This window comes from Streptomyces sp. P9-A4 (genome assembly GCF_036634195.1).
Classification (GTDB): domain Bacteria; phylum Actinomycetota; class Actinomycetes; order Streptomycetales; family Streptomycetaceae; genus Streptomyces.
In genome coordinates, this window is sequence record NZ_JAZIFY010000001.1 from 886,901 (window position 1) to 911,169 (window position 24,269).

Genomic DNA, 24,269 nt, shown 5'->3' on the forward strand with positions numbered 1-24,269 from the left:
CGCCACGCTAGCAACGCCGCCCGGCGGTCGTCTCAGCGTACGGGCGGGATGGAGACAGCCATCGTCATCTCGACGGGGTCGGCTCCGTCGTTGCGGTAGGCGTGCGTCGCGTTGGCCTCGAAGACGGCGGACATGCCTGCGGGCAGGGTGTGTTCCTCGCCGTCCACGACGAGGGTGAGGACGCCGGCGGTCACGCTCAGGAGTTCGACCGTGCCGTCGGGGTGCGGGTCGGAGGCGCTCCCGTCGCCCGGCATGAGCCTCCAGGACCACAGCTCCAGGGGGCCGCGGGCCTCGGTGCCGACGAGCAGGGTGGTGTGGCTGCCGGTGGAGGTGGACCACATGCGGACGGCCTGGTCCGGCGGGACGAGCCGGACCTGGGGGCCCTGCTCGTAGTCGAGGAGGGTCGTGATGGAGACGCCGAGGGCGTCGGCCAGCTTCACGGTGGTGCCGACGCTGGGGTTCGTGCGGGCCTGTTCGATCTGGATGATCATGCCGCGGCTGACGCCCGACCTCGCGGCGAGGGCGTCCAGGGTGAGTCCCCGCTCCTTGCGCCAGCGCTTCAGGTTCCGGGCGAGCGACTGCGTGAGCTGGTCGAGGTCCGACACATTCCGTCCAATATTCTGGATGACAGAGTTCAATGCAGTGAACTACGGTGAGGTGTACCCCATGGTTCACTGCACTGTACTGCCGTCTGTCCCCGCGAGGCCTCATGACCGCCCTGTTCGCCCTGGCCACCAGCCTTCTGTGGGGCCTCGCCGACTTCGGCGGCGGTCTGCTGACCCGCCGGATACCCGCGCTCACCGTCGTCGTGGTCTCCCAGGCCCTCGCCGTCCTCGTCCTCGGCGCCGTCGTCCTCACGACCGGCGCCTGGACCGAGGCCGGCCCCCAGCTCTGGTACGCGGTCGCGGCGGGCGTCGTGGGCCCCGCGGCCATGCTCGCCTTCTACAAGGCACTCGCGCTCGGCCCCATGGGAGTGGTCTCCCCGCTCGGCTCGCTCGGCGTGGTCGTCCCCGTCTCGGTCGGGCTGCTCGTCGGTGACCGGCCGGGGCTCGCGCAGTTCGCCGGGATCGCGGTGGCGATCCTCGGCGTGGTCCTCGCCGGCGGACCGGAGCTGCGCGGCGCGCCCGTCCAGCGCCAGGCGGTCCTGCTCACCCTGGTCGCGGCGTTCGGCTTCGGCTCGGTGATGGCCCTGATCGCCGAGGCCTCCACCACCGTCACCGGCCTGTTCCTGGCCCTGTTCGTCCAGCGGGTCACCAACGTCCTGGTGGGCGGCGGCGCGCTGTACGCCTCGGTGCGGCGCGGCGGCCGGGCGGTCCCTGAGGACGGCCCCCGGGTCATCCGCGCGGCGCTCCCGGCCCTCGCCTTCGTCGGCCTCGCGGACGTCGCCGCCAACGGCACGTACGCCATCGCGGCCCAGCACGGGCCGGTCACCGTCGCGGCCGTACTCGCCAGCCTCTACCCGGTGGTGACGGCCCTCGCGGCCTTCGGCGTCCTCAAGGAACGCCTCCGCGCGATCCAGGCGGCGGGCGCGGGCCTCGCCCTCGTCGGCACGGTCCTGCTGGCCACCGGCTGAGGCGCGTACGGGAATCGCACCGGCCCCCACCGACCTCCGTCAGCGGGCGCCTTCGGCCTCCGGGGTGGTGAGCGAGGCGAGCGCGGCGAGTTGTTCCGGGGTCACATGGTCCGGGATCGGGGTCGGGGCCGGGGTACGGAGCGGGGGCTGCCAGCCCTTGTCCCGGTCCCAGCTGCGGACGACCTTGGCCGGGGCACCCGCCACGACCGAGTGGTCCGGCACCTCGCCCCGTACGACCGCGCCCGCCGCGACGACCACGTTCCGGCCGAGCCGGGCGCCGGGGAGGATCACCGCTCCGGTGCCGAGCCAGCAGCCGGGGCCGATCGAGACGGGTTCCGAACGGGGCCACTGACGGCCGACCGGTTCGTCGGGGTCGTCGTAGCTGTGGTTGGTCGAGGTGATGTAGACGTACGGCCCGCAGTAGGTGTCCGAGCCGATGGTCACCTTCGCGTCGGCGATGACATGGCTGCCCCTGCCGAGGACGACGCCGTCACCGAGCGTCAGAACGGTGTCCGTCCCGAGGTCGAGGCCCGGCAGCATGCCCGCCGTCAGCGTGACCTGCTCGGCGACGATGCAGCACTCGCCGATCTCGATCCACGGCTCGCCGAAGACGGTGCCCTGCGGGAAGGCGAGCCGGGTCCCCGCGCCCAGCCGGCGGAACCGCAGCCCGCCGGGATGCTCCGCGGTGACGGAGCCCGTCTCCTGCACCCAGCGCCAGCCGCTCCGCACGGCGCGGGCGAGGACCCGGCGCCGCCAGGCGGACAGGGAGGAGAACGTGTTTCTGTTCCTGGGCACCCCGACACCGTAGTCGGCGCCGTCGTGCCTGTTCAGTGCGGTGCGCTGTGATGTCGGTCATGAGCACCGCATAGGGTGCGCCCGGGGGCATCCCCGGGCGCGACACCACCGCTGACGAGCAGGAGCGAACCATGACAGAGGCGTTGATCAAGGGTGTGGGCGGCAAGGAGCCGCAGATCGATCCGACCGCCTTCACCGCCCCCACCTCCGTGGTGCTCGGCGAGGTGACCCTCGGTGCCCGCGCCAGCGTCTGGTACCACGCCGTGCTGCGCGCGGACTGCGGACCCATCGCCATCGGCGAGGACTCCAACATCCAGGACAACTGCACGGTGCACGTCGACCCCGGTTTCCCCGTCTCGATCGGGGCGCGGGTGACCGTCGGTCACAACGCGACCGTGCACGGCTGTGTCATCGAGGACGACGTCCTCGTGGGCATGGGCGCGACCGTCCTCAACGGCGCGCGGATCGGCGCCGGATCGCTGATCGCGGCCCAGGCCCTCGTCCCGCAGGGCATGGAGGTTCCGCCCGGTTCGCTGGTCGCGGGCGTCCCCGCGAAGGTGCGCCGCCCGCTGACCGAGGAGGAGAAGGCGGGCATCCAGCTGAACGCCGAGATGTACCTGCTGCTCGCGAAGGGCCACGCCGAGGCCTTCGAGGGCTGAGCTGCCGTACGGCCTCCGGCGACGCGAAGGGGGGCGGCTCCCGTCTACGGGTGCCGCCCCCCTTCACCCGCTCGTACGTTCCGGGCTCGCGCTCAGTCCGCGACCGGGACCGGTTCCGCCGGCTCCGCCGTCTGCGAACGGGCCGCCGCCGCCTTCTTCGCACGGTTCTTGACGATCAGCATCGAGGCCAGGCCAATCAATACGGCGAGGACCAGGCCGAGCCAGGAGAAGCGCTTGAGCCAGGCCTCCGCGACGACGCCCACCGAGTAGATGACGGCGGTCGTGCCACCGGCCCACAGGATGCCGCCCAGCACGTTGGCGATGAGGAACTTCCAGTACGGCATGTGGAGCACGCCCGCGAGCGGTCCCGCGAAGATGCGCAGCAGGGCGATGAAGCGGCCGAAGAAGACCGCCCACATGCCCCACTTCTGGAAGGAGTTCTCGGCGAGCCCGATGTTGGCCTCGCTGAAGTGCTTGGGGAACCTCTTACCCAGCCAGGCGAGCAGCGGTCGCCCGCCCTTGCGGCCGATCGCGTAGCCGATCGAGTCGCCGACGATCGCGCCGGCGGTGGCGCAGGCACCGAGCACGTACGGGTTGATGTCACCGTGCTGCGACGCGAGCAGCGCCGAGCTCACGAGCACGATCTCGCCCGGCAGCGGGATGCCCAGGCTCTCCAGCCCGATCACCACCCCCACCAGGACGTAGACGGCGACCGCGGGGATCGTCTCCAGCCACTCCTGGACGTGCAACGCGGTTCCTCCCGTATCAGCAGCTCAGCTGCTCGTTCGCCCGGCGCGCACCGCGGCGGGCGCGCTGGGGAAGCCTACCGGGTCGGGACGGACGGACCTCGACTCCGAGGAGGCGGTGGCCCCGGAACACGGCCGCCCCCGCACCCGGTGGAGGGGCGGGGGCGGCGCGTGGCGTCCTGGTCAGGCGTTCGGGCGGAGGGTCCAGACCACGGTCATCTCGCCGGTGACGGCGCCGTCCTCGCGGGTGATGTCGATCCGCACGGGGAACTCGGGCCGCTGCCCGGCGTCGAGTTCGGCGACGACCTCGGCGGCCGGGCGGCCGAGGGTGGCGGTGGCCGTGACGACGCCCATGGCGAGCTTCTTGTAGCCGATCTCCGCCTTGACGGCGAGCGGTACCGCGCGGCTCAGCTGGTCGCCGAAGGCGGCGAGGACGATGGCGCCGCTGGCGGACTCGGCCAGGGTGAACATCGCTCCGGCGTGCGGGCCGCCGACGTGGTTGCGGTAGGCGGCCTGGTCCGGCAGGCGCACGACGGCCCGCTCGGCGGTGGTCTCCAGGAACTCCAGGTTGAGGGTTCCCGCCATGGGGACCGTGGCGGCGAGCATCTCGCCGACGGTCATCTGGTCTGCGCTCATGGACCATGATGTTACCCACGAGTAGCAGCCTTGGCCATCCCCCGCGGACACCTTCACGCGCGCGTGCTCCGGGGGCGGGCGTGGTCGAGCCGCCCCCGCACCTCTATGGTTACTGGCCATGTGGCCAGGACAGCAGCCGCCCGGGGGCGAGCAGAACCCGCAGGACCAGAATCAGAACCCCTACCAGCAGTCGGGGTACCAGCAGCCGAACCCGTATCAGCAGCCGCCTACGCAGCCCGGCTACCCGCAGCAGCCGCCGCCCGCGGGACCGGGCTACCCGCAGCAGGGGTACGGCCAGCAGCCGGGTTACGGGCAGCCGAACCCGTACCAGCAGCCGACCGTGGCGGCGCAGTACGCGGTGCCGGGACCGGGTCAGCCCGGAGGCCCCGACGGCCCGAAGAAGAAGCAGACCACCCTGATCGCGATCGTCGCCGCGACCGCCGTGGTCGTCGCCGCCGGTGTCACCGGGTTCCTGGTGCTCGGCAAGGACGACGAGAAGAAGCCCAACGCCGACGACAAGAAGCCGTCCGTGACGGCCTCGACGGACCCGTCCACCGACCCGTCGGCCGACCCCTCGGCGGATCCGAGCGCCTCGCCGACCATCGCCAACCCGCGCGACGGCGCCGCCCAGCAGCCGACGATCCCGGGCTGGAAGGTCGTCTACAACCCGAAGTACGGCACCCTCTTCGACGTACCGCCGGATTGGGAGGTGCTCAAGCCCGGGTCGATCACCTTCTTCGAGGACGAGAAGAAGAACGACGGCAGCCCGCTCGTCACGATGTCGAGCCCCACCCGCCTCAAGAGCGAGTGGTGCACCTTCGACACCGACAAGAACGGCACCAACGAGACCTGGGGCCTCAGCACCGCCGGCACCAAGGGCGGCCAGGGCGCCAAGAACACCTCGGACGCCGCGTTCAGCGAGGCCGGCACCTGGGTGTGGGGCGGCTACGCGCAGCACATGCCGCAGAGCACCATCAAGATCACCAAGGCGGTGCCGTACAAGACGAAGTCGGGTCTCACCGGCAGCATGGCGACGGCCAAGGCGCCGAACGTCAAGAAGCGCAACAAGTGCGAGACGGACGGCAAGTCCATCGCCTTCACCTTCAAGAACGCCAAGGGCGACTTCTCGACCTTCGTGCTCTACGCGGCCGACGGCGTCGCGGACGAGCTGCCGGACGCGACGATCATGCAGATCCTCTCCACGGTCCGGCTCTCCTCGGGCTCCTGAGGCGGAGGGTTCCCGGCGCGCGGTACACCCGCGTGCCGGGGCCCGGCTGCCGGGGGCCCGGCTGCCGTGCCGAGAGCAAATGACCCGTCCGAGGACGGCCCGTCCCGGTATCCGGTTGGCGTCGCACGCCGTCGGCAGGGATAGTCCCCGGGTGACCAGACCCGCCGCCACCCCCCGCCGCAGCCCGCTCCACACCCGACGGCCCGAGTGGGCCGGCCGGAACTACGTCCTCCTCACCGCCGCCACGATCGTGACCAACCTCGGCACGCACGGCGCGCTGATCGCCACGACCTGGGCGGTCTTCGAATCCGGGGGCGACGCGGGCGACGCCGGTCTCGTGGCGATGGCCCGGTTCCTGCCGCTCGTCGTCTTCCTGCTCATCGGCGGCGCCGTCGCCGACCGGGTCCCCCGACACCGTGTGATGGTCGCCGCCAACGCCCTCAACTGCGTCTCCCAGGCGGCCTTCGCGGCCCTCGTACTCACCGGCGAGGCCCAGATCTGGCAGATGATGCTGCTGACCGGCCTGTGCGGGACCGGGCAGGCCTTCTTCAACCCGGCGGCCGAGGCCATGCTGATGTCCAGCGTCACCGGGGAGCAGGCGAGCCGGGCCTTCGCCGTCTACCGGATGGCCATGCACGGCGCGGCCATCGGCGGCGCCGCGCTCGGCGGTGCGCTCGTCGCCTTCGTCGGGCCGGGCTGGGTCCTCGTGATCGACGCGATCGGGTTCGCGGTCGCGGGCGGGCTGCGCGCCTTCCTCGATGTGAGCGGCACCCCGGACCGCGCTCCGGGCGGCGGGCTCTTCGCCGATCTGCGGGAGGGCTGGCAGGAGTTCATCGGCCGGCCGTGGCTGTGGTCGATCGTCGCCCAGTTCTCCGTGGTGGTGGGACTGATCGGGGCGGTCGAGTCGGTGTTCGGGCCGCTGGTGGCCCGGGACGAGCTGGGCGGGTCGCGCCCCTGGGGCATCGCGCTCGCCGCGTACGGCGCGGGGACGGTCGCGGGCGCCGTCCTGATGACCCGCTGGAAGCCGCGCCGGATGCTGTTCGTCGGGACGCTGTGCGTCTTCCCGATCGCCCTGCCCTCGGCGGCGCTCGCCGTACCGCTCGACGCGGCGGGGCTCACGGCCGCGATGTTCGTCAGCGGCGTCGCGATCGAGGTGTTCGGCGTGTCGTGGATGACGACGATGCACCAGGAGATCCCGGAGGAGAAGCTGTCCCGGGTCTCCGCGTACGACTGGTTCGGCTCCACGGCGCTGCTGCCGCTGACGACGGCGGTGGCCGGCCCCGCGGAGAGCGCCTTCGGCCGGAGCGAGGCGCTGTGGGGCGCAGCGGTCCTGATGACGGTCGTCACGGCGCTGGTGCTGCTGGTGCCCGACGTACGGAATCTGACCCGCCGTCCGCACACGAAGGAGACCGGCGGCGCTGTCCCGGCGCCGCCGGCGGCCCCGTCAGCCGATCCCGAAGGCGCCCTCGGGCGGAACGGGTGAGGGTACGGCCCCGGCGTCGAGGACCGGTTCCGCGGCCCCGGTGAACCGGTCGAGCGTCTCGCCGTGCTCCACGCGCGCGGGGAAGGCGTCCGAGGCGGCACGCCGCGCCAGGTGGGCGGTGTCGATCTCGCGGCCGGAGGCGACGAGGACGGCGTTCCCGAAGCGTCGGCCGCGCAGCACGGCCGGTTCGGCGACGAGTGCCAGCTCGGGGAAGACGGCGGCGAAGGTGGCGAGCTGGGAGCGGAGGAAGGCGAAGGGCGCCCCGTCGGCGAGGTTGGCGGCGTAGACGCCGTCGGGCCGCAGGACGCGCCGCACCTCGCGCGCGTACTCGACGGAGGTCAGATGGGCGGGCACGCGCGAGCCGCCGAAGACATCGCCGATGACGAGGTCGGCGGAGGCCGTCGGCGCGGCCTCCAGCCAGCTCCGGGCGTCCGCACCGTGCACGGTGATGCCGGACCCTTCGGGCAGCGGCAGGTGCTCCTCGACCAGGTCGAGCAGCCCCCGGTCGGCCTCGACGACGTCCTGACGCGAGCCGGGCCGCGTGACGGCGACGTAGCGGGGCAGGGAGAGCGCCCCGCCGCCCAGGTGCAGGACGTCGAGCGGTTCACCGTCGTCCGCGACACCGTCGACGACGTGCGCGAGCCAGCGCGCGTACTCGAACTCCAGGTACGCGGGATCGTCGAGATCGACGTACGACTGCGGCGCACCGTCGACCGTCAGCAGCCAGGCCCGCTCCCGGTCGACGTCGGGCATGAGGCGCGCGGTGCCGTGGTCGACCTCGCGAAGGACGGGAATCTGCTCGTTCACGCTCTCATTGTGCCGGGAGGGGTTTGAAGGCGGACACGCCCGCCCACGCGCGCGCGTGGTTCAGCCGTTCCACGCCGTCGGCATCGGGTCAGAGGTGCTTGAGGGCCTCGCGGACGGAGAGCGGGGAGAGGCGGTCGGTGTGGGCGGCGACGAAGGCGCCTACCTCGCCGGGGGCGGTCTTGCCGTATTCGCGCAGGCTCCAGCCGATCGCCTTGCGGAGGAAGAAGTCGGTGTCTGCGGCGCGCCGCAGACAGTGGGCGAAGAGCCGGTCGGCGTCGGTGTCCTCTTTGAAGCGGAGCTGGTGGAGGAGCGCCGTACGGGCCACCCACAGGTCCTCGTCCTCGATCCACTCGTCCATACGCGCCCCCAGGGCGGGATCGGCGGCGACGAGGCCGCCGACGACGTGGGCGGCGAGGTGGTCGACCGTGTCCCACCAGGAGGTGGTGGTGACGAGACGGCGGGCGACGGGCAGGAAGCCGGATGAGCAGCGCTTCACATGGCGGCGCAGGTAGTCGACGGCGAAGTAGTGGTACTCGCGCTCGGGCAGGGCGAAGCAGCGCAGGGCGACGGCGGCGCAGTCGCCCTCGTCGGGGCGGGGGGTGCCGTCGAGGACGGTACGGGACAGTGCCCGGCGCTCGGGGGTGCGCAGCCCGAGGAAGGGGGCGACGCCCTTCATGTACGCGACCATCTCCTGCGCCCGGAAGGGGTTGCCCGCAGCGGGGTAGACGGTGGTGAGCCGCTCCAGGACGGTGTCGGCGAGCTCGCTGGGCGGGATGCCACCGGCATCGGCATCGAGGGCGTCGGCGGCCACCGCGCGGTCGGTCTCGGCGGTGTCGGTCATGGTGCCTCCCGGTCCTGGAGCGCTCCGGGTCCGGCCCGGACGGACATGACGCACGTTACGGCGATCATACGGACGCGTCCGTTACTCTCCCCGAATGCTCGCTCCCGTGCCCCGGCCGCCGGGCTCCTTCGCCGTCCGCTGCTCCCGGGTCCTGCTCTCGCCGCGCTCGCGTCTCTCGCTGCTCACGCTGCTGCTGCTCTCGGCGGCGGCTCTCGTCCTGCTCTACGAGCCTCAGCGGCTGCTCGCCTCGGGCTGGCCGCCGCACACGAACGGTGCGGGTGCCGTCCTGCTGTTCGGTCTCGCGTACGGCGCTTGCACGGCGGCGCTCGTGCCGCGCCCGGTGCTCAATCTGGCGGCGGGCGCCCTCTTCGGTTCGGCCATGGGTCTTACGGCGGCGCTCGCGGGGACGGTGCTGGGCGCCGGTATCTCCTTCACCCTCGGGCGGTTCCTGGGGCAGGACGCGTTGCGGCCACTGCTGCGGGGGCGCTGGCTGACGGCGGCGGACGGGCAGCTGAGCCGGCACGGGTTCCGGTCGATGCTGGCGATCCGGCTGTTCCCGGGGGTGCCTTTCGCGGCGGCGAACTACTGCGCGGCGGTCTCCCGTATGGGATACGTGCCGTTCCTCGTGGCGACGGGACTGGGTTCGGTGCCGAACACGGCGGCGTACGTGGTGGCGGGCGCCCAGGCGGGGTCGCCGGGGTCGCCCGCGTTCCTCTTCTCGGCGGGGTTCATCGTCCTGTCAGGCCTCGCCGCGGCGGTGGTGGCCTGGCGCAAGCGGCACGCTCTGCGGGCACCGGCCTCGGCACCCGCACCGGCCTCGGCGTCGGCTCCGGTGCCGGCTCCGGTGCCGGGTGCGGGACCGGCGCCGGAGCCCGTCGGCGGGCCTCACTGAGGCATACGGGTCAGAGCGCCTCGACGATCATCGCGTTGGCCAGGCCTCCCGCCTCGCACATGGCCTGGAGCCCGTAGCGGGCGCCCCGGGCCCGCAAGGCGTGCACCAGGGTGGTGGTGAGGCGGGTGCCGCTGGCACCGAGCGGGTGACCGAGGGCGATGGCACCGCCGTGGACGTTGACCTTGGCGGGGTCGGCGCCGGTCTCCTGCTGCCAGGCGAGGACGACGCTCGCGAAGGCCTCGTTGATCTCGAAGAGGTCGATGTCGGCGAGGGAGAGGCCGGACCGGCGCAGGACCTTCTCGGTGGCGGGGATGACGCCGGTGAGCATGAGCAGCGGGTCGGAGCCGGTGACGGCGAAGCTGTGCAGCCGGGCGAGGGGGCGCAGCCCGAGGCTGCGGGCGGTGTCGGCGGCCATGACGAGCACGGCGGAGGCGCCGTCGTTGATGGGGCTGCTGTTGCCTGCGGTGACGGACCAGTCGATCTGCGGGAAGCGTTCGGCGAAGTCGGGGTCCTCGAAGGACGGCCGGAGCCCGGCGAGGATCTCGGGGGTGGTGGCGGGGCGTACGGACTCGTCACGGCGGGCGGTCCCGTACGGGGCGACCTCGGCGTCGAAGAGTCCGGCGGCCCAGGCACGGGCCGCCTTGGTGTGCGACGCGGTGGCGAACACGTCCATGGCCTCGCGGTCGATCGACCACTTGGCGGAGATGAGTTCGGCGCTGATGCCCTGCGGGACGAGGCCCTCGGGGTAGCGCTCGGCGACGCCGGGGCCGAAGGGATCGGCGCCGGGCGGCACGTTGGACCACATGGGAACGCGGCTCATGGACTCAACACCGCAGGCGACGGCGATGTCGTACGCCCCTGAGATGACGCCCTGGGCGGCGAAGTGGACGGCCTGCTGGGAGGAACCGCACTGCCGGTCGACGGTGGTGGCGGGTACCGACTCGGGGAACCCCGCGCCGAGCCAGGCGTAGCGGGTGGTGTTCATGGCCTGCTCGCCGACCTGGTCGACGGTGCCGCCGATGACGTCGTCGACGAGGGCGGGATCGATACCGCTGCGCTCGATCAGGGCACGCAGGGTGTGGGAGAGGAGGGCGACGGGGTGGACATGGGAGAGAGCTCCGCCCGCCTTGCCCTTCCCTATGGGGGTCCGGACGGCTTCGACGATGACGGCGTCGCGCATGACTGGCTCCTGAGTTGGAGAACTGGACCAACACTCGTCAGTAACGTAACCCAGTGAGTTGGATTTTCAAACCGACCAGGCCCGGTGCTGCCCTACTCTGGGACCTATGAAGGCCTCCCCCCGCCCCTGCTCGATCGCAGACACCCTCGCGCTCGTCGGCGAGAAGTACTCGCTGCTGGTGCTGCGAGAGGTCTCCCTCGGCGTGCGCCGCTTCGACCGGATCGCCCGCAACACCGGTGCCCCCCGTGACATCCTCACCGCCCGCCTCAAGCGCCTCGTCGAGGCGGGCGTTCTGGAGAAGGTGCCCTACAGCGAACGCCCGCAGCGCTTCGAGTACCGGGCCACGCCCGCCGGCGAGGAACTCCAGCCGGTCCTGGTGACCCTGATGGCCTGGGGCGACCGCCACCTCAACGCGGACCACCGCCCGGTCGTCCTGGAGCACCGCTGCGGCGAGGTCCTCAGCCCCCGGGTCGTGTGCGCCCACTGCGGCGGCGAGGCCGATACCGAGTCCCTCCGCGCCCACGTCCGGGCGCCCGGCTGGACGACCACGGGACCGACGACCCCTCAGGAGGCCTGAGCACGGGCCCGTCATCTGGGGAAGGTACGCTGCGCACGACCTTCTGACCGCACACGTACATAACGGGACGGCCCTAGCCCCATGAGTTGGTTCGAATCGTTCATCCTCGGACTCGTCCAGGGGCTGACGGAGTTCCTTCCCATCTCCTCCAGCGCGCACCTCCGTCTCACGGCGGCGTTCGCCGGCTGGGAAGACCCGGGTGCGGCGTTCACCGCGATCACCCAGATCGGGACGGAGGCCGCGGTACTGATCTACTTCCGCAAGGACATCGCCCGGATCGTCACGGCCTGGTTCCGGTCCCTCACCGACAAGACGATGCGCTCCGACCACGACGCCCAGATGGGCTGGCTGGTGATCGTCGGCTCGATACCGATCGGTGTCCTGGGCGTCGCCTTCAAGGACCAGATCGAGGGCCCCTTCCGCGACCTGCGGCTCATCGCCACCACCCTCATCGTCATGGGCATCGTCCTCGGCGTCGCGGACCGGCTGGCCGCCCGCGACGAGATCGGCGGGCGCCACCGGGTGGTCCGCGAGCGCAAGACGCTCAAGGACCTCGGCGTCAAGGACGGTCTGATCTTCGGCTTCTGTCAGGCGATGGCCCTGATCCCGGGCGTCTCCCGCTCGGGCGCGACGATCTCCGGCGGTCTGCTCATGGGCTACACCCGTGAGGCCGCCGCGCGGTACTCCTTTCTCCTCGCGATCCCGGCGGTCCTGGCCTCGGGCGTCTTCGAACTGAAGGACGCGGGCGAGGGCCACGTCTCCTGGGGCCCGACGATCTTCGCCACGCTGATCGCCTTCGGCGTCGGCTACGCGGTGATCGCCTGGTTCATGAAGTTCATCACCACGAAGTCCTTCATGCCGTTCGTGATCTACCGAATCCTGCTCGGAATCCTGCTGTTCGTGCTGGTGGGAGCAGGTGTCCTGAGCCCGCACGCGGGCGAATCCGGCGGCTGAACCAGGGCCGCACAGGTAGCGCTATCTAGCATTTCCTAGCGCCTGATTGCAGCACCACGCCATGATCATCTCCCACTTGTCTCCCACTCATCTCCCAACTGGGAGCCGGGATACGCCCCACTAGTGTCCTGAGTCGGTAATTCGTCGGCAGTACGAGGCGAGGGATTCGAGGATCTGGTCGGCGGTCTTGGTCCAGATGAACGGCTTGGGGTCTTCGTTCCATGAGTCGATCCAGGTGCGGATGTCCTTCTCCAGCGCCTGGACCGACTTGTGGACTCCTCGCCGTATCCGCTTGTTCGTCAGCTCGGCGAACCACCGCTCGACCAGGTTCAGTCAGGACGAGCTGGTGGGCGTGAAGTGCATGTGGAACCTGGGATGGGCCAGCAGCCACTTCTTGACCGCCGCGGTCTTGTGGGTCGCGTAGTTGTCGCAGATCAGGTGGACCTGGAGTCCGGCAGGGATCTCCTTGTCGAGCTTGTTCAGGAACTTCCTGAACTCCTCGGCCCGGTGCCGGCGGTGGAGGGACCCGATCACCTTGCCGGTGGCCGCGTCGAAGGCCGCGAACAGCGTGGTGGTGCCAGCGCGGACGTAGTCGTGACTGGCCCGCTCGGGCACCCCGGGCATCATCGGCAGCACCGGCTGGGACCGGTCCAGCGCCTGGATCTGCGACTTCTCGTCCACACACAGCACCAGCGCCCGCTCCGGCGGATCGAGATACAGCCCCACCACGTCATGGACCTTGTCGACGAAGAACGGGTCCGTGGACAGCTTGAACGTCTCGGACCGGTGCGGCTGCAAGCCGAAAGCCCGCCACACCCGGGAAACGCCCAGGATGTCCCCCGCGTCCAAGAAGGGCCCGAGCACCTCGTACAGATGCAGGTCCGATCCACACAGGCCCGTCGTCGTCACTCTGATCACGGCGTCCATGGGATCGGCGATCTGCGGGTCCGGAACGGTTGCCACCTCGATCTTCCGGCGGCCTTGCCAGGTCACGGCCTTCATCACGCCTCTCGGGGTCACGTATGCGTCGTGCGGGTCTCCCGGCCGGCGCCGCAGGATCGGTGCGCTCTGCCTCCGCGACAGGATCCCTGGAGGGCGACGCCGGTGACGGCGGCCGCGTCTCTGATTCCGCTGGGGCGACGGCCGTGCCCATGGCCGGTGCCGGGCGGCATGCCCTCGTCTCCCCTGCAGACCTTGGCCTACCGCTCTCCCGGGCGGCCCCCATCGTGGGGTATCCGGGCGCCTTCCCCCATCCGGATCCGCCAAGCGGCCCATGCCCGGCTCATGTGACACGGCACGGTGAATTCATCGGCGAACACCTCGTCGACACCGTCCCGGCAATTCTCCCGACGGAATGGCGCCCGCTCTCCGCCCCCTACGCCGTCCGCGCCCGCCCCGGCGCCGCCCCACTGTCCTGGCACGATCTCGACGATCCGGACGTCACCGCCCGCCGCTGGACCCCAGGCCCGTCGGCGACTGCTTGAGGCGCGACGCCGCCACAGGCGTCTGGCGCGGCAGGCTGCGGCCTGCGGACAGCACCCAGGACACGCTCCGCGGCACTCGCGCTCCCCCTCCCCCGAACGACCGGGCCCCTCAACCCGGGGCCGCTGCCATCCGACCCGGGCGAAGCGCCCCGCGGCTGAGCGCGGAGAAGGAGCCCCCGTTCTTCCCGGCCTGCGACGGCGAGGGTTCCCCCGTCGTCGCAGGCGTGTCAGGCACCGGTTCGCGCCGCTCAGGAGTCCCCCACATCGTTCGTGGCGGCCGACAGGACACCGAGGAGCACCAGGACGAACACGGCGCACAGGAACACGAGGACGACGACCACAGGCGTGGGGTAGCTCCACAGGACGAGGGCGAGAGTTCCCGCCGCGATCACGGTGGCTGTGGTCAAGGGGCGGTGCGCGCGCAGCCAGTCGCCGGCCCGGCCACTGTCCCACCCGGTGCGGGCCAGCGCGTGACCGGCGGCATCGACGCCCCGGCCGGTGGCCGAGCGGACGGCGTCGGCTCCGCGGCCAGGCCCGTACAGATAGGCCGTGATCACGGCGATCAGCGCGATCACGAGCGTCGCCACCGTCGACTGCCGCAGGAACCTCACGAGGGTGTCATAGACATCCGCCGCGGCCTCTTGCGACTTCGCGACCGGGGCCACCGCGTCCAGGTACACCTGGCGCAGGACGGAGAGCACCACAAGCAGCGCGCACATCATCACACCGATGCCGACCCCCAGGGCCATCACCGCTTTGCGGCGCCGAGGCGCTGCCCAGACCCCGAGGCCCGCAAGAACAACGACTGTCGCGGGCAGCCAGGGACCGAGCACACCGAGCCAGCGGGCCGCGTTCCGAACCTCACCCAGCTGGTCGTTCCTTGTCAGCACGATCGATGTGTCGGCCCCGGGAATCTGAGCCGCATCGACGATCGTCGTGCCGACGAACTGCTTCTGCATCTCCTCCACCACGACCCCCACGTTCAGCACGAGGGCGTCTCCCTTGACCTCGATCGCGCCACCGCCGTCGCCGGTCAGGACGTTCGTCGCGGCGGTGTGGGCGCCCCGGTTGACAGTGTCCCAGGCCTCGGCGAAGGCGTCGCTGGTGACTACCTTCTTCACCACGTACCGCACGCCGGTCGTCAGGCCGCTCTTGAGCTGTTCATCCATCGATCTGGCCGCGTCGACCAGGAAGGGGGGTGCGTCGCGGTCGGCCAGGATGTCGGCGAGGGCGTCGGTGATCTTGCGGACGTCGACGCGCGCGACCACTCCGTCGGTCACACGGTCGATGACGACGTCCTGGACGGCCGGATCGCGGGCCAGCGGCGCGACCGTCTGTTCGTAGCGGTCGACGTCGTTGATCTGCGAGCTCGCCCATGCTGCCACCACGGCGACGGGAGCCAGCAGTACGGCCAGGGCGAGAAGCCCGGAGGCGACCACCATGCGCAGCCTGCCGTGACGGAGGTCGGCGTCCTTGCGAAGGCGCTCGTAATCCGAGCGCTCAGATGCATCCAGAGGGCGCCCCGGCTCGTCGGGCGAGGGCCTCCGCGGACCGAAGTCGTGAGGTGCGCCCATGGGGACTCCCTCCGGGTGCGGCACTCGGCGCGCCAAGGCACTCCGCCCACGTGGTGAGACGGCCGCCGATCATCCGGCGCCTGACTCCATGGTTCCCCATCCACCCACGACCCGCAGCTTGCCTGTGTGTCCCACCGCACCCGTGCAGGCGCCGACGGCCGCGGCGAGGCACCCCTGATCATGCAGGCGCCGCGCTCAGGCCCTTGGCCGGATGGCCGGAGCCCTCCGTTCAGCCGTCGCGGTCTTGCCTCCTGTCCGTGCCCTTGGTCTCATCGTGCAGCAGCCGGTGCGCAGCTCGCTGAGGATGCGAGCGAGGAGGCGTGAGACGTGCATCTGGGAGAGGCCGACGCGTCGGCCTATTTCGGCCTGGGTCAGCTCCTGTGCGAAGCGGAGGGCGAGAATCTCTCGGTCACGCTGGTCGAGTCGGGCGATCAGCGGTCCCAGCGACTCCAGGTCGTCGATCAGCTGGTACGCGGGTTCCGTGGCGGCGCTGCGGCTGAGGGCGGCGCCCTGTGAGGTCTGGGGGTCGTCGCCCGCGAAGGCGTCGAGGGAACGAACGGTGTAGGCGTTCACGGCCAGCTTCGTCTCGGCGACTTCGGCCTCGGTAAGGTGAAAGTTCGCCGGCGAGTTCGCTACGGCTTGGACGGTGCCCCTCGCGCTGTTCCAGCGCGTCGACGGCTTTCGCCACCTCCATGCGGAGTTCCTGCAGTCGGCGGGGAACATAATCAGCCCAACCGGTGTCCGGAAGAAGCGCTTCATCTCACCGACGACGGTGGGCAGAGTGAACGTGCAGAACTCTCAGTGCCGGAGTCGTTTGACATGCCGGGTTCGGCGCTTCCCCCGGTCGCATTGAGGCTGTTCTGACTCTCTACCAGTAGTGCCGACGCCCGCCGACCTGGTGACCGACCGCGCCGAGGATCCAGAGGATGGCACCGATGACCACGAGGATGATCCCGATTGTCCAGAGAATACCGATGCCGGCCACGAGGCCGATCACGAGCAAGATGACGCCGAGGACGATCATGGTGTCCTCCGATTCTGCTGATTGCTTCCATATCAGAGTAGGCGTCCCTTCCGCTCATGGCCTCCGGGAACGGAGCTTGAGCAGGGAGGTTCTGTCCCGTGATCTCAGGCCGGGTGCCCTGGCGGGAGGTCCGCGACGTCACTGAACCGGAGGAGTGGCGGCCTTGCAGGGCCGGGTGGGCTCTGCGTGACAGGTGCGAGCAGGAAGCCGACGTGGTCTCCTCCGTCGACGCGTTCCCGAACTCGGCCCACGAGCCAGGCGCAGGAGTCCTCCAGTACCGGCGCTCCGCCTTCTCCTGGCCGCCAGGCCACCCTGCCGAACTTGTCGATGTCGTCGCCGGTCCGCCTGCCGAACAGCTCGGCGACCTGCGTCTGGTCGCGGCGCAGGGCGTGTACGGCGAGGTGGGAGGCGTGGCGTGCGATGCGGTAGGTGCGGTTGGCGGTGGAGATCCACACCATGAAACGGGGTGGGTCGATCGAGCACTGTGACGCGAAGCCCACCAGGCAGCCACCCTGCTCGCCGTCGGCCGCCGCCGTGACGACGTACATCGGGTAGTCGAGCACGTCGGTGAAGCCGTCGAGGCCGGCCACGGTCAGCTCCTCGGGTCCGGGTCCGGGGGCGGGGGCGGGGGCGGGGGGCTCTCCCGTCGCAGACGCAGCAGGTCCGGGTCCCACTCGCGTGCGTCGTCGACGCCCTCGAAGCCTCGGTAGTGGAGTTCGTACAGCAGGTACAGCGCGAGCTGGAGGTCCTCTCCCCAGGGGTCCGCCCTTCGGACGCTGGCCTCGGTGTACGCGGGTGGCCGGTCGCTCCGCAGGGCCCTCTCCACGGCGCCCGACAGGTCACCCCGCGCTGCGACGAGGCGGGGGCCGGATTCCGTGACGCTCGTGCTGGACGGGGTCATCTGAGGCTCCTGTCCTCGGAGGGTGCTACAGCTCGTTCCCGGCGGCGGTGGCTGGTGTCGCACCAGGGATACGCACGGCTGCGGCGACACGTGCACAGCGCGACCATGAACCGATCGGATCGGGCGAGGGTCCCGTCGTCCAGCACGAATTCCACCGGGCCCTCGACCAGGATCGGGCCCTGCGGGTCGATGGCCACCCGGCGTGCGGGTCCGGGTGAGGGCCGGGCCGTCGTAGAGGTGGCCGCCTGCGTCACGCCGTCAGGGGTGCTCGGCACGGATGATCACCAACTCCTCGCGCTCGTCGCCATCGCACGCCAGGCCCTGCCTCCGCAGCCAGGTCCGCCGCGCACGCAGTACCGGACCCCATGGGACGGAGGCCCGTGCGGTCACCCCAGCGGACAGCCCGGCCGCTTCCAGACGGGCAAGAGTGGCCGGTGGACCGCACATCCCGGAGTGCACCATCAGCAGGACCCCGCCGGGGCGCAGCAAGGCCGGCGCGCACGCGCAGACGCGGTCGATGACCGCCCGCCCGTCGGGGCCGCCGTCCCAGGCGCGGGCGGCCCCGTGCGACGGCGGGCGCGCTCGGGCCGAGGGCACGTAAGGCGGGTTGGTGAGGACGACGTCGAAGCGCCGGCCCTGGGCTCGGGTCTCGAAATCACCGTGCATCACTCTCAGTGGCAGTCGCTGCCGGAAGGCGTTCAGGCCGGCCGCGATGACCGCGGGCCACGAGACGTCGACGGCCTCGACCCGGGCCCCGGTACGCGCCGCGGACAGGGCGAGAGCACCTGTTCCGGTGCCGATGTCCAGGATGTCGCTGTCCGCGCCCATGGGTTCATGGGATAGGGCTTCCGCGAGAAGCCAGGTGTCGGCCTGCGGGCGGTACACGCCGGGCAGGGCGATCAGCCGCCTGGGAAGCGGGTCGAAGGCCAGAGCCGTACTGGGCACCATGAACCTCCGGATCTCTGAGTTCGCGGAGAGGATCCCGTTGTCGGCGAGGGAACGCATGTCCGGGATCTCGACCCCAATCCTGGCCCGCCGTTTCCGATGAAGCCGGAACGGGATTGTCTCCCGCTCGGCGACTGTGATGCGGGAGGGGCTCCTTCCAGTCGGAACACGCTCCATTGTGGCGCCGGGCCGCCTCGTCCGCCGCTCGACGCATCCGGGCTACTCGGCCGCGGGACGGCGGGCTGCGGAGTGCGCGAGAGGAAGAGGTTGTCGGTGACTTGGCGCCGCTGTCGACTCGTGAGAACGGGGGAAAAGTAAGAAAGTGGTGTCTATGGCGCACTTCGGTTACACGATGATGACCGAACAGGCCGGGCCCCGCGAACTGGTCGCCCACGCGATAGGCGCGGAGAAGGCCGGCTTCGACTTCTCCGTCATGTCCGACCACAGCTTTCCCTGGCTGGAGTCGCAAGGGCATGCGCCGTACGCATGGAGTGTTCTCGGCGCGGCCGCGCAGGCCACGTCCTCGCTACCGTTCATGACCTTCGTGACCTGCCCCACCTTCCGGTACCACCCGACAGTGATCGCCCAGAAGGCCGCGACCATGCAGATGCTGTCCGGCGGCCGTTTTCGGCTCGGCCTCGGCTCGGGCGAGAACCTCAACGAGCACATCATCGGCGCCGGCTGGCCCGCGGCCCCGGTGCGTCTGGAGATGCTCGAAGAGGCCGTCGGCATCATCCGTTCCTTGCTGGCGGGGGACACGGTCAGCCACCGCGGCCCTCACTTTGACGTCGACAACGCCAAACTCTGGGATCTCCCCGAGGACCCCCCTGCGATCGGCATCGCGGTGTCCGGGGAACGCTCCTGCGAAATCGCCGGCCGGTACGGGGACCTGGTGATCGCCACGGAGCCCCGCCGGGAGCTGTTGGAGGCGTTCGACACGCACGGTGGGGCAGGCAGGCCGCGTATCGGCCAGCTGCCCGTCTGCTACGACACCGACCGCGACGCGGCGATCGCACGGGCACACGACCAGTTCCGCTGGTCCCTCGGTGGCTGGCAGGTGAACGCGGAACTCCCCGGTCCCGCCAGCTTCGAACAGGCCGGCACGCACATACGTCCCCAGGACGTAGCGGACGTCATCCCCTGCGGGGCAGACGCCCACGCGTTCGTCGAAGCGGTACGTCCGTTCCGCGACGCGGGGTTCACCGAGATCGCCCTCGTCCAAGTCGGCGGCGACCAGCAGGAGCCCTTCCTCCGTTGGGCACAGGCAGAGCTGCTCCCTGCTCTGCGGGAACTGTGAAGAGGGAAACCATGGACCGTGCCGCGCTTTTCGATGTCGACGGGACCCTTACCGACACCAACTACCTTCACGTGGTGGCATGGTGGGAGGCACTGCGCCAAGCCGGGCACCAGGTACCGATGCACTCCGTCCACCGGGCGATCGGCCTGCCCGGCGAGGACCTGCTCGATCACCTCCTGGGAGACGACCGCGACCCAGCGCAGGACGACCGACTGAGCGCCGCGCACCACACCCTGTACGCCACCTTCTTCGACCGTCTGCCCGCCCTGGCGTCGGCCGCCGACCTGATGCGCACGCTCGCCGGCAGCGGCTGGCGGGTCGTCCTCGTCACGTCGGCGAAAGGCAGCGAACTCTCAGCCCTGTGCCGAGCCATCGACGCGGACGACGCCATCGCCGAAACCAGTACGTCCGATGACGTCGAGGAAGGCAAACCCGCACCGGAGCCCGTCCGGCACGCCCTCCGACTGGCCCAGGTGCCACCCGAGCGGGCCGTGTTCGTCGGCGACACCGTGTGGGACATGAAGGCGGCCACCCGCGCTCGTGTGACTGCCGTGGGCCTGCTCTGCGGCGGAATCCCGCGGGCCGACCTGGAAGAAGCCGGTGCCGCCGCCGTGTACCGCGATCCCGCCGATCTGCTGGCCCATCTCGCTGACAGCCCGCTCGCCGCCGTGTCGGCCAGAGCCGGGTGATCTCGTGATCGGGTATTTCGGCGCCCCCAGCAGTGGTCGGACTGCGCGCGTGCGAGATGTCCTCGGGCCGGTGCAACGGTCAGCGGCCGAGGGACTTCTTCAGCTCGGACTTGTTCATGGACGATCGGCCAGATGTTGCGGCGCTTGGCCTCTTCGTACAGTCGGTCGTACGTGGGGCCGCCGCGCCGCTTCCCGCTCTCTGGCCTACGCGCTTCGGCGGCGACTCGCCCTCAAGGGATCGTACTGTCGCTCCCGCTTCGGACTCGATCCACGAGGCATGTCGCCTTCCCTTCCTTGTGCTGCCAGGGCTGCCGCGTACTCGCGTCTGATGAGAACAGACCGTGCTGACCGTGCGGCGGAGCGGAACCATCCGGTGGGCGCTGAGGGGGCGGCCATGGTTACTGTCCGTTCCGCCCGTCGAGAGGCGTCGAGAGCTTCCCCAGGTTTGCCGGTCGGAATGCCGGTAAGAACTTATATGTACCGTTTTGATAATACTTCCCAGGGAGTGATCGATCGTGTCGAGCAAGGAAAAGGGCCGAGCCAAGGCCGAGCAGGCCAAGGGCAAGCTCGAGGAGACGGCGGGCCGTGCGGTGGGCAACGAACGCATGACCGCCGAGGGACGTGCGGAGAAGGCGAAGGGGGACGCCCGCCAGGCCAAGGAGAAGGTCAAGGACGTCTTCAAGGGCTGACCCGCCGACGGTGAGCCGTGGTCGAGGAGCCGCGGTGGGTGCCGAGCACGATGGGCCGGCGAAGAGCTGTTGCCCACGAACACATCAGGGGCACCCATGTGAGACAGCAGGTCTTCCCGCTCATGGAAAGGGGCGAACGGCGGTGGCCGAATGAGAAGCGTGGGTGTGGAGGAAGAGCTGCTTCTCGTGCATGCCCGCAGTGGGGAGTCCCTCGCTCTGGTCGGCGCTGTCCTCGCGGCTGCGGACCGGTCCGTAGGTCGGCAGCCGCGAGGGTGACGGCGCGTCAGAACACGCCCTCGAGAAGGAACTGCAGAAGGAACAGGTGGAGTTCGCCACCAAACCGGTGACGGAGATGGGCGAACTCGGGGATGAAGTCACTCGGTGCCGTGCCGAGGCCTGTCGGCACGCCGCATCCGCAGGCGCCCTCGTGGCAGCCCTTGCCGCCTCGCCGCTACCCGCCCAGCCCTCGCTGAACCCGGGCAAGCGATACGCGTGGCTGGGCGAACAGTTCGGCCTGACCGCGCAGGAACAACTCACCTGCGGCTGTCACGTCCATGTCTCGGTCGAGTCTGACGAGGAAGGTGTCGCCGTACTGGACAGGATCCGGCCCTGGCTCTCCGTGCTGACCGCGACGAGCGCGAACTCGCCCTTCTGGCAGGGCAGGACAGCAAGTACGCGAGTTATCGCAGCCGGGTGTGGAACAGGCTGCCCTCGGCCGACCCCATGCACGTCTTCGGTTCCGCCGATCGCTACCACGAGCAGGTCCGTGCCATGCTCGACACCGGAGTCCTGCGAGACGAGGGGATGATCTACTTCGACGCCCGGCTGTCGGCCACCTACCCCACGGTGGAAGTCAGAGTGGCGGACGTGTGCCTCGAAGCGTCGACGCCCGTACTCCTCGCCGCCTTGGTCCGCGCCCTCGTCGAGACCGCCGCCAGGTCCTGGCGCGGAGGGGATCCGCCCTCCCGCGTCAGCACGGACCTGATTCGGCTGGCGGCATGGCAGGCGGGCCGATCGGGCCTCGACGGCCCCCTCCTCCATCCCGGAACCATGCGAGAGGCGCCGGCGGCAGAGGTCGTCCAGGCGCTGTACGCCCATGTCCGAGAAGTCCTGGTCGAGTGCGGCGACGACGAACGGGTCCGCGGAGGCATCGCCGGTCTGCTGGAAGGGGGCAACGGGGCTCGCATCCAGCGCGAGCTCCTGCGCACTCATGGCAGTCTCACCTCGGTGGTCACCCAGTGCGCGCGAATCACGAGCGACTCCCGAGCCTGATGCCAAGACCGACGAAGGAGGCGGGCGGGAAGAAGGCCCCGGCCACGAAGTCGGCTACGTGGAAGCCGGCGACGTTCCGGCGTCGGAAGTCCGCTTGAAAAGCGAGGAGAAGGACGATGGCAGCGAAACGGACCGTCTACCACGTCGCACCGTCCGGCGAGCGGGCGGCGGCCGCGGGGGTGAAGTGGCAGGTCGAGGGCAGGGAAGGCCGCCGGCTGCTGCACGAGCCGCACCGGACCCAGAGAGACGCGATCGACTCCGCACGCCGGCATGCCAAGGAGCACACCCCCGCACAGGTCATCGTCCATGCCCGCGACGGGCACATCAGAACCGCCTACACGTACGGCGACGCTCCCATGACGTCCCCCGATGAACGCGGCCGCAGGACAGGCGCGCGCGGGGGCCTCTTCTAGGAGTGTCTTTCCGGTCATACTCAGGGTGCCAGTTGATGGGACCCCGCGACTGAGGCAGGCGACGATGCGTGATGGGCGCTCGGCTTCCCGGCCCGTGGGGCTCTTGGCCTTCACAGAGCGTGCTGCCACTGCACAAGGCAGGAACGGAGAGTGAACGCGAACAGCACATGGGCGACCCCGCACGAGCGGACTCGCCCCGCTGGGCGGGCACGAAGGACTGCGCACGACGCCGTCGGCGTCGAGGGCTGACAGCCTCTTGGGGCGGCGCTCATCCGTCCATCGGCCTACCCGCCTTCCCAGTGGGGTTCGTTGCCGCATTGGTCTGCCCGGGGTGATGCGGCCGCGCCACCCACCGGTTTCCTGCCCGCGTTCTTCGATGAAGCCTTTGAACCCCCGCGGATCGCCCTCGACCCTACGGTCGCACCACTTCTCACGAGCACTCTCCTTGCTCGGCGTGTAGTCAATTTCCGATGAAGTAGTCGCTTGCCCGACGTACCTGGCAGTCAGTCCGCAAAAACGCCCTGTCGATGCGTTGGTGAAGGTGGACGCCCACCAGACCGGGCAGCGGCGGGGTGGGGGTCCTCCCCCGCGTAGGCTCGAGGGAGGCATCGAAGGGCATGGTGGGCATGTGTCGCTGGCTCGCGTACTCGGGTTCGCCCCTGCTGTTCGCGCCGTGCTCTACCGCCCCGAGCACTCACTGATCAACCAGAGCCTCCACGCGAGGATGGGTGTCGAGTCGACGAACGGCGACGGTTTCGGCGTCGGCTGGTACAGCCCGGACGGCGACGGAACGCCGGCGGTCTTCCGCGATGTCGGACCGGCCTGGAACAACCGCAACCTGCGAGAGCTCGCCGCGCATGTCCGCCCCCCCTTGTTCTTCGCTCACGTCCGTGCCTCCACGGGCTCCGCGGTCCAGCAGACGAACTGTCACCCGTTCCGCCATGGCCGCTGGCTGTGGATGCACAACGGGGCCATCGCGGACTTCCCCCGACTGCAGCGCGACCTCTGCTTTGCCGAGCATGCGCATCGCTGCACTGCGGATGAACTCTGCGGGGGTAGGTTTCGGGCGACCGTTCAGGAGGGTCCCGTAGGTCGCGCCGCCCTCCCTTGGGCAGGCCGGCCGTGCGCTGCTTTCAGCGGTTCCGCCGACTGCGGCGCACGAGGAGAAAGACGACGAGGGCGATCCCCGCTGTAAGCAGTGGGGTCCATTTCGATCCTGCCGCGTGCGCCGTGCGTACAGTCTTTTCACGGACTCCGTCGGGGGTTTTGTCGGCTGCGAGGTGGCCGGCTCGGGATGCGGTGTCGCGGACGTGCGCTGCGGTTTGTGTTGCTGCGTGCAGGATCTGCTCAGGTGTCTTGCCCTTTGCCAGCTCAGCTGTATGGCCAGCCTTCTCACGGACTTGCGTGGTGGCCTGCTTGGCTTTCGCGATGGTGTGTTCCTTGACCGCGGCGGCCTTCTCTTTGGCAGTGGACTTGCCGTCGGCTCGGGCCGATGGCTCGTCGACCTGGCCGGGTTCGCCCACTGTGTACACGCCCTCTGGCGGCTCTCCAGAGGGGAACAGGAACTCGTTACCGTCATGTCGACTGGTCATTGGTGTGCTTCTCCATCC

Annotated in this window: 27 protein-coding genes and 3 pseudogenes; 14 read left to right on the forward strand and 16 right to left on the reverse strand. The window is 70.3% G+C overall.

Annotated elements, in window-relative coordinates; translation table 11 throughout:
- Positions 1–32 precede the first annotated feature (32 nt).
- Complete coding sequence (locus V4Y03_RS03800; protein ID WP_317874650.1) at positions 33–605, reverse strand: helix-turn-helix domain-containing protein; 573 nt, start codon at positions 603–605, stop codon at positions 33–35.
- 104 nt (positions 606–709) lie between these two features.
- Here V4Y03_RS03800 and V4Y03_RS03805 point away from each other — a divergent pair, with 104 nt between their 5' ends.
- On the forward strand, positions 710–1,573 hold the full coding sequence (locus tag V4Y03_RS03805; RefSeq protein ID WP_332433998.1) for a DMT family transporter: 864 nt from the start codon (positions 710–712) through the stop codon (positions 1,571–1,573).
- Between the two features lie 39 nt (positions 1,574–1,612).
- Here V4Y03_RS03805 and V4Y03_RS03810 read toward each other — a convergent pair whose 3' ends face one another.
- The gene (locus V4Y03_RS03810) at positions 1,613–2,368 is read right to left on the reverse strand and encodes an acyltransferase (RefSeq protein WP_317874648.1); all 756 of its coding nucleotides are present in this window, start codon (positions 2,366–2,368) and stop codon (positions 1,613–1,615) included.
- A gap of 131 nt (positions 2,369–2,499) precedes the next feature.
- Between V4Y03_RS03810 and V4Y03_RS03815 the strand changes: the two genes are divergently transcribed.
- Positions 2,500–3,027 carry a gamma carbonic anhydrase family protein gene (locus V4Y03_RS03815; protein ID WP_317874647.1) on the forward strand — a complete coding sequence of 176 codons (528 nt, stop codon included), beginning with the start codon at positions 2,500–2,502 and terminating at the stop codon, positions 3,025–3,027.
- A gap of 92 nt (positions 3,028–3,119) precedes the next feature.
- Here the strand turns inward: V4Y03_RS03815 and V4Y03_RS03820 are convergent, their stop codons facing one another.
- Positions 3,120–3,776 carry a DedA family protein gene (locus V4Y03_RS03820; protein ID WP_332433999.1) on the reverse strand — a complete coding sequence of 219 codons (657 nt, stop codon included), beginning with the start codon at positions 3,774–3,776 and terminating at the stop codon, positions 3,120–3,122.
- Positions 3,777–3,956: 180 nt separating this feature from the next.
- A complete protein-coding gene (locus tag V4Y03_RS03825) occupies positions 3,957–4,394 on the reverse strand; it encodes a DUF4442 domain-containing protein (protein ID WP_317874655.1) in 438 nt (145 codons plus the stop codon).
- 133 nt (positions 4,395–4,527) lie between these two features.
- On the opposite strand from V4Y03_RS03825, the gene V4Y03_RS03830 reads away from it, so the two are divergent.
- Together V4Y03_RS03830 and V4Y03_RS03835 are read left to right on the forward strand one after the other, a co-directional pair.
- Positions 4,528–5,637 (forward strand): hypothetical protein, encoded by a 1,110-nt coding sequence (locus tag V4Y03_RS03830; RefSeq protein ID WP_332434000.1) that lies wholly within the window; start codon positions 4,528–4,530, stop codon positions 5,635–5,637.
- Between the two features lie 151 nt (positions 5,638–5,788).
- On the forward strand, positions 5,789–7,120 hold the full coding sequence (locus tag V4Y03_RS03835) for an MFS transporter (RefSeq protein ID WP_332434001.1): 1,332 nt from the start codon (positions 5,789–5,791) through the stop codon (positions 7,118–7,120).
- Here the strand turns inward: V4Y03_RS03835 and V4Y03_RS03840 are convergent.
- Both V4Y03_RS03840 and V4Y03_RS03845 read right to left on the reverse strand, forming a co-directional pair.
- A complete protein-coding gene (locus tag V4Y03_RS03840; RefSeq protein ID WP_332434002.1) occupies positions 7,082–7,927 on the reverse strand; it encodes a spermidine synthase in 846 nt (281 codons plus the stop codon). The genes V4Y03_RS03835 and V4Y03_RS03840 overlap by 39 nt on opposite strands.
- Before the next feature lie 88 nt (positions 7,928–8,015).
- The gene (locus V4Y03_RS03845; RefSeq protein ID WP_332434003.1) at positions 8,016–8,768 is read right to left on the reverse strand and encodes a DNA alkylation repair protein; all 753 of its coding nucleotides are present in this window, start codon (positions 8,766–8,768) and stop codon (positions 8,016–8,018) included.
- Between the two features lie 94 nt (positions 8,769–8,862).
- Between V4Y03_RS03845 and V4Y03_RS03850 the strand changes: the two genes are divergently transcribed.
- Positions 8,863–9,660, forward strand: coding sequence for a TVP38/TMEM64 family protein (locus V4Y03_RS03850; RefSeq protein ID WP_332434004.1), 798 nt, complete (start codon positions 8,863–8,865; stop codon positions 9,658–9,660).
- A gap of 10 nt (positions 9,661–9,670) precedes the next feature.
- Here the strand turns inward: V4Y03_RS03850 and V4Y03_RS03855 are convergent, their stop codons facing one another.
- Positions 9,671–10,840, reverse strand: coding sequence for a thiolase family protein (locus tag V4Y03_RS03855; RefSeq protein WP_332434005.1), 1,170 nt, complete (start codon positions 10,838–10,840; stop codon positions 9,671–9,673).
- Positions 10,841–10,946: 106 nt separating this feature from the next.
- Here V4Y03_RS03855 and V4Y03_RS03860 point away from each other — a divergent pair, with 106 nt between their 5' ends.
- Positions 10,947–11,417 carry a winged helix-turn-helix transcriptional regulator gene (locus tag V4Y03_RS03860; protein ID WP_317874639.1) on the forward strand — a complete coding sequence of 157 codons (471 nt, stop codon included), beginning with the start codon at positions 10,947–10,949 and terminating at the stop codon, positions 11,415–11,417.
- Positions 11,418–11,498: 81 nt separating this feature from the next.
- Entirely contained in the window at positions 11,499–12,371 is an 873-nt protein-coding gene (locus V4Y03_RS03865) for an undecaprenyl-diphosphate phosphatase (RefSeq protein ID WP_332434006.1), read from the forward strand.
- Positions 12,372–12,491: 120 nt separating this feature from the next.
- Here V4Y03_RS03865 and V4Y03_RS03870 read toward each other — a convergent pair.
- Positions 12,492–13,196: pseudogene (locus V4Y03_RS03870) on the reverse strand (IS630 family transposase); the annotation flags it as partial.
- A gap of 461 nt (positions 13,197–13,657) precedes the next feature.
- Between V4Y03_RS03870 and V4Y03_RS03875 the strand changes: the two are divergent.
- A complete protein-coding gene (locus V4Y03_RS03875; protein WP_332437304.1) occupies positions 13,658–13,855 on the forward strand; it encodes a hypothetical protein in 198 nt (65 codons plus the stop codon).
- Between the two features lie 248 nt (positions 13,856–14,103).
- Here V4Y03_RS03875 and V4Y03_RS03880 read toward each other — a convergent pair whose 3' ends face one another.
- The 7 genes from V4Y03_RS03880 to V4Y03_RS03910 form a co-directional block, all read right to left on the reverse strand.
- On the reverse strand, positions 14,104–15,429 hold the full coding sequence (locus V4Y03_RS03880) for a hypothetical protein (protein ID WP_332434007.1): 1,326 nt from the start codon (positions 15,427–15,429) through the stop codon (positions 14,104–14,106).
- Positions 15,430–15,624: 195 nt separating this feature from the next.
- Entirely contained in the window at positions 15,625–16,188 is a 564-nt protein-coding gene (locus V4Y03_RS03885) for a sigma-70 family RNA polymerase sigma factor (RefSeq protein ID WP_332434008.1), read from the reverse strand.
- 109 nt (positions 16,189–16,297) lie between these two features.
- Entirely contained in the window at positions 16,298–16,453 is a 156-nt protein-coding gene (locus tag V4Y03_RS03890; RefSeq protein WP_332434009.1) for a DUF6131 family protein, read from the reverse strand.
- A 104-nt stretch (positions 16,454–16,557) separates the two neighbouring features.
- Positions 16,558–17,043, reverse strand: coding sequence for a flavin reductase family protein (locus V4Y03_RS03895; RefSeq protein ID WP_332434010.1), 486 nt, complete (start codon positions 17,041–17,043; stop codon positions 16,558–16,560).
- A gap of 2 nt (positions 17,044–17,045) precedes the next feature.
- The gene (locus tag V4Y03_RS03900; protein WP_332434011.1) at positions 17,046–17,354 is read right to left on the reverse strand and encodes a hypothetical protein; all 309 of its coding nucleotides are present in this window, start codon (positions 17,352–17,354) and stop codon (positions 17,046–17,048) included.
- A complete protein-coding gene (locus V4Y03_RS03905; RefSeq protein WP_443079861.1) occupies positions 17,351–17,551 on the reverse strand; it encodes a CDGSH iron-sulfur domain-containing protein in 201 nt (66 codons plus the stop codon). The genes V4Y03_RS03900 and V4Y03_RS03905 overlap by 4 nt, the downstream gene beginning before the upstream one ends.
- Positions 17,552–17,612: 61 nt before the next feature.
- The gene (locus V4Y03_RS03910) at positions 17,613–18,302 is read right to left on the reverse strand and encodes a HemK2/MTQ2 family protein methyltransferase (protein WP_332437101.1); all 690 of its coding nucleotides are present in this window, start codon (positions 18,300–18,302) and stop codon (positions 17,613–17,615) included.
- 328 nt (positions 18,303–18,630) lie between these two features.
- Here V4Y03_RS03910 and V4Y03_RS03915 point away from each other — a divergent pair, with 328 nt between their 5' ends.
- The 6 genes and pseudogenes from V4Y03_RS03915 to V4Y03_RS03945 form a co-directional block, all read left to right on the forward strand.
- Positions 18,631–19,596 carry a TIGR03557 family F420-dependent LLM class oxidoreductase gene (locus V4Y03_RS03915; RefSeq protein ID WP_332434012.1) on the forward strand — a complete coding sequence of 322 codons (966 nt, stop codon included), beginning with the start codon at positions 18,631–18,633 and terminating at the stop codon, positions 19,594–19,596.
- A gap of 11 nt (positions 19,597–19,607) precedes the next feature.
- Complete coding sequence (locus V4Y03_RS03920; RefSeq protein WP_332434013.1) at positions 19,608–20,285, forward strand: HAD family hydrolase; 678 nt, start codon at positions 19,608–19,610, stop codon at positions 20,283–20,285.
- Between the two features lie 515 nt (positions 20,286–20,800).
- Positions 20,801–20,974 carry a CsbD family protein gene (locus tag V4Y03_RS03925; protein WP_332434014.1) on the forward strand — a complete coding sequence of 58 codons (174 nt, stop codon included), beginning with the start codon at positions 20,801–20,803 and terminating at the stop codon, positions 20,972–20,974.
- A 150-nt stretch (positions 20,975–21,124) separates the two neighbouring features.
- A pseudogene (locus V4Y03_RS03930) lies at positions 21,125–22,246 on the forward strand (glutamate--cysteine ligase).
- Between the two features lie 116 nt (positions 22,247–22,362).
- Positions 22,363–22,659, forward strand: coding sequence for a DUF2188 domain-containing protein (locus V4Y03_RS03935; protein ID WP_332434015.1), 297 nt, complete (start codon positions 22,363–22,365; stop codon positions 22,657–22,659).
- A 626-nt stretch (positions 22,660–23,285) separates the two neighbouring features.
- Positions 23,286–23,674: pseudogene (locus V4Y03_RS03945) on the forward strand (class II glutamine amidotransferase); the annotation flags it as partial.
- 118 nt (positions 23,675–23,792) lie between these two features.
- Here the strand turns inward: V4Y03_RS03945 and V4Y03_RS03950 are convergent.
- On the reverse strand, positions 23,793–24,251 hold the full coding sequence (locus V4Y03_RS03950; protein ID WP_332434016.1) for a hypothetical protein: 459 nt from the start codon (positions 24,249–24,251) through the stop codon (positions 23,793–23,795).
- Positions 24,252–24,269: the final 18 nt, after the last annotated feature.